5 protein-coding genes are annotated in these 8927 nt (G+C 58.8%); 2 read left to right on the top strand and 3 right to left on the bottom strand.

Annotation, left to right across the window (positions count from 1 at the left end; translation table 11 throughout):
- Positions 1-161: 161 nt before the first annotated feature.
- The gene (locus ACFDSS_RS11900; RefSeq protein ID WP_375255959.1) at positions 162-716 is read right to left on the bottom strand and encodes a TIGR00730 family Rossman fold protein; all 555 of its coding nucleotides are present in this window, start codon (positions 714-716) and stop codon (positions 162-164) included.
- Between the two features lie 113 nt (positions 717-829).
- Between ACFDSS_RS11900 and ACFDSS_RS11895 the strand changes: the two genes are divergently transcribed.
- Positions 830-2005 carry a LysM peptidoglycan-binding domain-containing protein gene (locus ACFDSS_RS11895; protein ID WP_375255958.1) on the top strand — a complete coding sequence of 392 codons (1176 nt, stop codon included), beginning with the start codon at positions 830-832 and terminating at the stop codon, positions 2003-2005.
- Positions 2006-2070: 65 nt separating this feature from the next.
- Positions 2071-3897, top strand: coding sequence for an ABCB family ABC transporter ATP-binding protein/permease (locus ACFDSS_RS11890; protein ID WP_375255957.1), 1827 nt, complete (start codon positions 2071-2073; stop codon positions 3895-3897).
- A gap of 10 nt (positions 3898-3907) precedes the next feature.
- Here ACFDSS_RS11890 and ACFDSS_RS11885 read toward each other — a convergent pair whose 3' ends face one another.
- Both ACFDSS_RS11885 and ACFDSS_RS11880 read right to left on the bottom strand, forming a co-directional pair.
- Positions 3908-7603, bottom strand: coding sequence for an efflux RND transporter permease subunit (locus tag ACFDSS_RS11885; protein WP_375255956.1), 3696 nt, complete (start codon positions 7601-7603; stop codon positions 3908-3910).
- Positions 7600-8835 carry an efflux RND transporter periplasmic adaptor subunit gene (locus tag ACFDSS_RS11880; RefSeq protein ID WP_375255955.1) on the bottom strand — a complete coding sequence of 412 codons (1236 nt, stop codon included), beginning with the start codon at positions 8833-8835 and terminating at the stop codon, positions 7600-7602. Before ACFDSS_RS11880 ends, ACFDSS_RS11885 begins: the two co-directional genes overlap by 4 nt.
- Between the last annotated feature and the right edge of the window lie 92 nt (positions 8836-8927).

Below are 8927 nucleotides of genomic sequence, written 5' to 3'. Positions count from 1 at the left end.
ACGTCGCCAGCCGTATGTAACCGGCGCGTCTGGACCGCTCACAAAGGCCCACGGGACGTCTTCCCGCGGGCCTTTTGCTTGTCGGCAGGGCGCCGTTAGCGAGGAACCGCTGCGCAAGATCATTTGCGCAGCAGTCCGCCTGTCAGACCCTCATGGCCGGGCTAGAGCGCCGCCGCCAACATCTTTTGAAGGGCGGGGACATCTTCGGCGATCTGCACAAAGGACAGGATGTCATTTCCGGCAAAACCGCTGTCAACGACGTGCTGCAAAAGATCGCAAAGTGGATCCCAAAATCCGTCTATATTGAGCAAAATCAGCGGTTTGTCGTGCAGTTTAAGCTGACGCCAGGTGAGCGCCTCAAAGAGCTCATCCAAGGAGCCTGCGCCACCGGGCAACACAACGACCGCGTCGGCATTCATAAACATCACCTTCTTGCGCTCATGCATGGTTTCGGTAATCACAAATGTATCAAGATCGCGCCTGCCGACCTCCCAATCCAGCAGATGGGTCGGGATCACGCCAAAGGTGCGCCCTCCGGCCGTTTGCACGGCGGTGGCAAGAAGCCCCATCAAGCCCACATCACCAGCACCATAAACCAGACGCCACCCTTGTCCGGCCAGCATCTCACCCGTTGCGATGGCGCTGGCGGCGAATGCGGGGCTATTGCCGTTGCGAGAGCCACAATAGACACACACGGATTTCATGGTTTCTGACATCTCTTTGCCCTTTCGCTCAGCTTGGCTTTGACCGGTCATACCCGCGTTGCTAAGGTGGCTCAACCAAATGACGCGGGGCTGCAAAAAAACACCCGCGGACGAGAGGGCAGACCGTGACAGACGCGCAGAAATCAAATGTGAAACCAATTGTTTGGGGCGGTCTTGTTGCCGTGTTGATCGGCATTGGTATTTTCTTGGCAATGCCCACGCCTCAGATTGCCGACAGCGCTGCACCTGTCGCGGAAACCGCCACTGAAGTCGCACCCGTTTCAGAGCCCGCGCCGGTCGTTGAAGCGGTAGAAGAAACAGCGCCGGAACCCAACCCGGAAGTGGCTACCATTGCCCCAGAGACACCAACGCCTCCCGCAGGCCCGCAGTTTGACACGTTCCGCGTCGATCCTGACGGCAGCATGGTCATTGCTGGCCGCGCGGAGCCGGAGCAGGTGGTTGATATCATCTTGGGCGGTGAAGCGATTGAGCGTGTGAGGTCCGATGGCACTGGCAGCTTCGTCGCCCTCGCGCGCGCGCGTCCGTCACCATCCCCGCGCCGCCTGTCGCTGCTGGCCGATCCCGAAGGCGCCGCAATCCCATCCGATACCAGCTATATCGTGGCACCTATTGCGGCACCTGCTGTTGTGGCGGACCCGGCCGCAGCAGCCGCAGAAACCACAGAGCTTTCGCAGGCCACGGCACCTGCCGTCATACCACAGGCACCCGCTATCGCAACGCGCGCACCCGCGCCACCCACGGTCCTGGAATCCGATGCTGATGGCATACGTATCGTCCAAGGCGGGCCCGACGTGCCAAGCGACAACGTCGTGCTTGATGCCATCACCTATGATCCCGCGGGTGAAGTGCAACTCGCCGGTCGCGCGATTGGTGATGGGGCGGTGCAAGTCTATATCGACAACGAACCTGTCACGGCGTCACCCGTTACCAGGGGTGGGGACTGGCAAATTGCATTGCCCCAGATTGATACGGGCGTCTACACGCTGCGCATCGACGAGGTGGATAGCGAGGGCGACGTGATTTCGCGGTTGGAAACCCCGTTCAAACGTGAAGAACCTGCCGATGTGGCCGCCGTGCTCGCTGAAGAAACCGAAGCGGAAGGCTTCGAGGTCGCCGTGAAAACAGTGCAACCGGGCGCCACGCTTTGGGCCATCGCAGAAGAGAACCTGGGCCGCGGTATTTACTACATCGAAATCTTTGCCGCAAATGCCGATTTGATCCGCGATCCCGATCTCATTTATCCTGGGCAGATCTTCCGGATACCCGAAATAATTGAATAATCTGGCCAGCTCTGGTCATCGCAGGCGCGGCCTCATAAGTAAGGTGGCCGCAGCTCGGAGTTTTCATGCGAAGTCTTTCAAAAACCAACGCCAATCTGTCAGATGCGCAAATCCAGGGATGGAGCGTCATCAAGCGGGTCGCCCCCTATATCTGGTCCGACGATTCGCCGTGGATCAAGCGGCGCGTCGTGCTGGCGTTGACAGTGCTGCTTTTATCCAAGGTCATCGCGGCCTTCACGCCGATCCTTTACAAATACGCGGTCGATGCGCTGGCCCCAGAGAACGCGTCGCCCGCTGTGTTTCTGGGTATTGGTGCGGTTGGCTTGACCATCGCCTACGGTGTCGCGCGCTTGATGACGGTGGGCTTCCAGCAATTGCGCGATGTCGTCTTTACCCCCGTGGGCCAGCGCGCCCTGCGACAACTCGCACTTGAGACGTTCACCCATATCCACCGCCTGTCGATGCGCTATCACATCACCCGCAAAACCGGTGGCTTGTCGCGGATCATTGAACGCGGCGTGAAGGGTGTCGACTTTCTGTTGCGGTTCCTCTTGCTGTCGATGGGGCCACTGATCCTTGAGCTATTGATGATCTCGGTCGTGCTGTTTTTCCTGTTTGATGTCTGGTACTTGGCGGTCGTTGTTGTGACGATAGCGCTTTATGTTGTCTTTACCTTCAAGATCACCGAATGGCGCGTGCAGATCCGCAAGGAAATGAACGATCAGGACATGGACGCCAACCAGAAGGCTATCGACAGCCTCTTGAATTTCGAAACGGTGAAGTATTTCGGCGCCGAAAGCTGGGAGGCTGACCGCTATGACAGTGCCATGGCCAGCTATGAGAACGCGGCGATCAGGACCAATTACTCGCTCGCTTTTCTCAACTTCGGCCAGTCATTTCTGATTACGGGCGGCCTCGTTGTGGTCATGGTCATGGCGGCAATGGGGGTGCAGCGCGGCGACCTGACGGTCGGTGATTTCGTGATGGTAAACGCCTATATGATCCAGATCACATTGCCGCTCAATTTTCTTGGTACTGTCTACCGTGAAATACGGCAGGCATTGATCGACATGGGCGATATGTTTGATCTGCTGGGCCAGCCTGAGGAAGTGCAAGACAAGCCGGGCGCCAAGCCTTTGGAAGTCACAGGTGGTCGTGTCGCCCTGCGTGATCTCAGCTTCGGCTATGATGCCGCGCGCCCCATTCTCAAAGGGATCGATCTTGAGGTTGAACCGGGCCAGACGGTTGCCATTGTCGGCTCTTCGGGGTCGGGGAAGTCCACCATCGGGCGGTTGTTGTTCCGTTTTTATGATGTGGGTGGGGGTGCTTTACTGATTGACGGTCAGGATGTGCGTGATGTGACCCAGGATAGCCTGCATGCGCAAATCGGCGTGGTCCCGCAGGACACGGTCCTGTTCAACGACACCGTGCATTACAACATCGCCTATGGCCGCCCTGACGCCAGCGAGGAAGACATCATCGCCGCCGCCAAAGCCGCGAAGATCCATGCCTTTATCGTGGGGCTGCCGGATGGGTATGACACGACCGTCGGTGAACGGGGGCTGAAGCTATCGGGTGGTGAAAAGCAGCGTGTGGGCATTGCGCGGACCTTGCTAAAGAACCCGCCAATCCTGTTGCTGGATGAGGCCACATCCGCGCTCGACACTGAAACCGAGATGGAAATCCAGGCGGAGCTGAAAGCGATGGGCGAAGGCCGCACTGTCATCACCATCGCGCACCGGCTGTCCACGATTGCGGACGCCGATCGGATCGTTGTGCTTGAGGACGGGCTGATCGTCGAAGAAGGGCGGCATGACGATTTGCTGGCCCAAGACGGCCGTTATGCGCATCTGTGGAACCGGCAGGTTGAGGAAGAAGAAATTCCGGCGTAGAGGCCGCTGTTTATTCTGCCGCCTGCACCGACGGTTGTAGCTCAACCGGTGCTGCCGGATCGGGGTAGGTGTCCTCGTGCCAGATCACTTCTGGCGTTTTGATCCGCTGCGCTTGCTTGCGCAATGCCCAGTCGCGCGCCGCACGGCTGCTGCGGCCCATTGATAGCTTGGCCAGTAGCTGCGCTGTCCATTCCAGGTACGTGATGAACCAGACCCGTACAGCCAGCATTGAAGGTGTAAAGACCAACGTCAGCATGGTCGCGATCCCGAGGCCGAAGACAACGGCCGTCGCCAACTGCTTCCACCAAAGTGCTGTCGGGCTGTCTATGGAATAGCCGCCATTCATGAAATCAAGGCTCAGGCCGAACATCATCGGCGCCAGACCTGCCATTGTCGTGATCGTGGTCAGCAGAACAGGGCGGATGCGGGCCTCTGCGGTGCGTGTGATCGCCTCGGCCTTGGGCATGTATTTGCTGTATTCCTGATAGGTATCGATCAGGATGATGTTGTTGTTCACCACGATACCGGCCAAGGCCACAATGCCTGTTCCCGTCATGATGATGGAGAACGGCTGATCCATCACCAACATGCCCACAAGCGATCCGGCCGTAGACATGACAACGGCCATCAACACCAGAAGCGAGTTATAAATGCTGTTGAACTGGGCCAGCAGGATAATGAACATCAGCCCCAAAGCACCTGCAAAAGCGACCTGCAGGAAGGCGCCGGATTCGGCCTGATCTTCCTGATCGCCGGTCCATTCCCAATCAATCGTGGATGCGAACGGCGAAGTGTCGAGCCAGGCTGTCAGCACCGCGATCCGTTCGTTCGCGTTCAATGGGGTTTCCAATGTCCCGCCAGCCTCGACCAAGGCCGTCAAGCTGGCTGATGTCGTTTCACCAATCAGGGTTTCGACGCGGTAGCGGTCCATGCCAATGGCGTCTTCGCTGACGATGCTGACAACTGCGACAGGGTCACCATCGACAACCAGCGTTGTCAGGCCGGTCTCAACACCGGCTTTGACATCAAAGTAGCGTTGCTGGTCGATCCGGTCGATCTGGGCAAGCTTGGCCACCGGCGTGCGGGTGATAAAGTTCGACAGCGGGATCAGCCCCTGATTGGTACGGACTTTCAGGCTGTCCAAGGTGGACAACACGCGATCTTCGTCGGGCAGGCGGACTCGGATTTCAATCTCCTCATCGGATGTATCCACCCGCATTGTATCAAGAAGTATGCCACGCGTGACCATCTGCACCATCGCGCCCACGGTCGCCACATCGGCGCCATAGCGGCCCGCCTTTTCGACATCCACGTCGATCTGCCAGTCGATGCCGGGCAGGGGCAGCGAATCCTCGATCTGGTTGAGGCCGGGCGTCAGTTCAAACTGCGCGCGTGCGATGCCGGTTGCCGCAATCAGATCATCCCAATTGTCGCTTTTCAGGCGCAGATGCACAGGTTTGCCGGACGCCGGACCGCGCGACTGGGCGAGGATTTCCGTGCGGATGCCGGGGATCTTGTTCAGCTCGGCCTGAATTTCATCCAACACAACATCACCGTCCAATTCGGCAATACCCGCACGGTCAACCCAAGGGATCGTTTCAAGCTGGACCTGACCAATTGTGTCAACAGGGGTGCTTGCCCCGCTTGAATCCGTGTTCAACCCGCCATCGCCCGCGAAGGAAAACGCAGTAATGACACCGGGATGGGCCAGTACGACGGCCTCAGCCTGTCGCACCAGATCGTCCTTTTCCATCAAGGACAGGTTGCCGCGTGCGCGCACATAGACGATGGCTTGCTCCGGCTCAGATTCGACGAAGAATTCGACGCCGTTGTTGTTGGCCCCATAATAGCCAAAGATCGACACGACCGTGAATATCACCGCGCCGACTGAAACCAGCGGCATCACAGGGTTGCCCGCGATGAAATGCATAAAATGACCGAATGGCGTGCGGCGGTATCCGGCCTTGATGTTCTTTTGGGCGCGTTCGATGCGGGCAGCGCCGATGGTGATCGACAACAAAAACGCGCCGCCAAGAAACAGGATCATACCAGGCAGGCTATCGACAAAACCACCTGTCTGCACCGCTTCACCTGACAAATAGCCGGGGTTCAGTGTCAACATTGCGCCGGTGAATACGATCATGACAGCAGGGATGATCAATGCCGCACGGACAACCCATGGCAGGCGCGCGCGCATCGCATCGGACGTATTGCCGAAAAGCCGGCTCATCCGGCCCGTGACACCGCCCATGACCGGCAGGTAAACGAGCGCCACAACCAATGAGGCACAAAGTACGAAAATCAAAGTGACCGGCAACATGCCCATGAATTGCCCCGGCACCCCGGGCCAGAACAGCATCGGCAGGAAGGCGCAAAGCGTTGTCGCAGTGGAGGAGATGATCGGCCAGAACATGCGCTTTGCAGCCTCCACGTAAGCCTCCATCGGGCCAGAGCCGTCGCGGATGCGCTTGTCGGCGTATTCCACCACCACGATCGCGCCATCAACCAACATGCCAACCGCCAGGATCAGGCCGAACATGACAATGTTCGAGATCGTGATCTCCATCACGGCCAGCAATGCGAACGTCAGCAGAAATGACGTGGGGATCGCGAAACCAACCAACAGCGCGGGTCGCGTACCAAGTGTGGCGAGCACCACGATCATCACAAGCGCGATCGCGGTCAGCACAGAGCCTTCAAGCTGGCTGACCATCGACGCCACATTGCGCGATTGATCGTTTGAAGTGCCGACCTGAATGGCGGCCTGCAACTCAGGCGACCAGCTTGCGCGTTCGTCTTCGACGACTTCCCTGACCAATGCGGTCGTGTCGATCAGGTTGAAACCCTTGCGTTTGACGACCTGCAAGGCCACCGTGTTGACGCCGTTAAAGCGTGCAGTGCCGACGCGGTCCTCGAATGTCAGGCGGATGGTGGCCAGATCGCCCAACGTGATGACGCGGTCGCCGTTGGTTTTCACGGGCAGATTGTAGACGTCTTGGGGCTCATCAAAGGATGACGGGATTTTCACCGCGAATGTGCCCTGCGCGGTTTCCACTTCACCGGCAGCGATCAGCAGGTTATTGCTGGTGACAACGCCGATCAACTCGCCCGCGGTGACGTTATACGCTTCAAGCCGGAGCGGGTCGATCACGACTTCCAGCATCTCGTCGCGTTCCCCGGCAAGTCCGGCCTCAAGCACCGCATCCAGTTCTTCGATGCGGTCTTGCAGGTTTTTGGCCACCTGAAGCAAAGTTCGTTCCGGCACGTCGCCGGTCAGGTTGACGATAACAATCGGGAACTCTGAGAAGTTGATCTCGCTGATGATGTATTGATCGGCCCCACTGGGAAACTGGGCCTGTGCGTTGTTCATTGCAGACCGAATATCGGCCATGATCTTGGTCTTGTCCCAACCGAATTCAAACTCCAGGGCGATGCCCGCAAAGCCCTCAGCGCCGCTTGCCGACATTGTCTTGAGCCCGTCCAGATCGGAAAGCTCCGATTCCATTGGTTTGACCAGCAACGTCTCACTGTCCTCGGCAGATATCCCGGGGAAAGGCACCGACACGAAGATCGCGGGGATTTCAATATCCGGCTCGCCTTCTTTGGGAAGCCCCACATAAGCCATGCCCCCCGCCAGAAGCGAGAGGGCGATAAAGGCCAGAACCATGCGGGCGCGCGAGGCAGCCCAATCTACCAATCCAGTCATCCCTTGGCTTCCGTAAATGTGGGGGCGACGCGGACGCCGTCGACAACAAATTCCTGACCGATGGTGATGATGTCCACCGTTTCCGGCAAGTCGGTGACCCAAACGCCCTCTATAGTGTCACGCAGCAGGGTGATCGGCATGAATTGAACGATATTGCCGTCTGCGACCGTGCGCACGCCCAGGACGCCGTCATCATCAAGCGTCAGTGTGGACTGCGCGATCAGATGTGCGGTGCGCCCGTCAGAGGCCACAAGAATCTCCGCTGTCTGCCCATCGCTGATGGCGAGGTCTGCATTATCTATGGTGACCTCAACGCGGAATGTGCGGGTCAGCTCATCGGCGCTGCGGGACAGGAAAGTGACCATCCCGCGCACTTGCTGTCCGCTGGTCAGCCGCGCGCCGGCAATTGCGCCGACCTTGACCTTCGCGACATCGGCTTCGGGCACAAAGCCCACAAGCTTGATCTCGTTGAGTTGGATGATCGTCGCGCAGGGCGTGCCTGTTTGCATCAACGCACCAAGCTCTGCGGTGTCGGTTTCCAACAGGCCAGAAAAGGGTGCGGTGATCGTGAGTTTGTCAATCTCGCGCTCTGCGGATGCGACTGAGGCCTGCGCGGATTGGATGCCAGCAAGGGCGGAAGAGACACCTGAACGGGCGCGCTGAACGCCGGCAGTTGCGGCCTGCATGGCGGCCTCGGCGCTGACCAGGCGGGTCTCAGAGGCAAAGCCATCTTCCGACAGGCGCTGGGCCGCGTTCAGATTGATTTCTGCCTCGCGAACGCGCGCGTTCGCTTCGATCACGCTGGCCTCGGCTTCGGGAACCCGGCCTTCAGCTTCGGCAAGGCGGGCGCGGGCTTCATCCAGCATCGCTGCACGTGTGCCCGGATCAAGGCGGCACATGACGTCGCCTTCCATGACAGATGCACCCTTACGGATCGGTTCGGAAATCACTAGTCCGTTGGTCTCAGCGGCGATGGTGACTTGGCGCGCGGCCTCTGTCCGGCCTCGCAACACAACGGCGCTGTCAATGGTTTGCGCCACTGAACGCATCGCCACGACGCCAACCGCAGAATCGTCCGCGTCCTCGGTTGCAGGGGCCTGCGCGACCTGCGACGTTTCTGTTGCCTGCGCCGCGGCAGGCTGCGCCAGGTCAAAGAGCCGATCACGCTCAAAAACAAACAGATAAAGGCCAGCGGACACCAGTAAAGCGGTGATGACCGGGATGATTTTCATAGCGTTTTCCCTTTAGCCCGCCTGCCGGAGCCGCGCGCCTTGTGTTGTTCTTGGCTGTGTTACGCATGGAAATGCGGATTGGATGTAAAATA

The organism is Yoonia sp. (assembly GCF_042093035.1).
Taxonomy (GTDB): Bacteria; Pseudomonadota; Alphaproteobacteria; order Rhodobacterales; family Rhodobacteraceae; genus Yoonia.
The sequence above is the reverse complement of the archived record's forward strand: the minus strand, read 5'-3'. Positions and strand labels throughout refer to the sequence as shown.

Coding starts and splice junctions, on each gene's coding strand:
- ACFDSS_RS11900 (WP_375255959.1), bottom strand. CDS start 716: ATGTCAGAAACCATGAAATCCGTGTGTGTCTATTGTGGCTCTCGCAAC.
- ACFDSS_RS11890 (WP_375255957.1), top strand. CDS start 2,071: ATGCGAAGTCTTTCAAAAACCAACGCCAATCTGTCAGATGCGCAAATC.
- ACFDSS_RS11885 (WP_375255956.1), bottom strand. CDS start 7,603: ATGACTGGATTGGTAGATTGGGCTGCCTCGCGCGCCCGCATGGTTCTG.
- ACFDSS_RS11880 (WP_375255955.1), bottom strand. CDS start 8,835: ATGAAAATCATCCCGGTCATCACCGCTTTACTGGTGTCCGCTGGCCTT.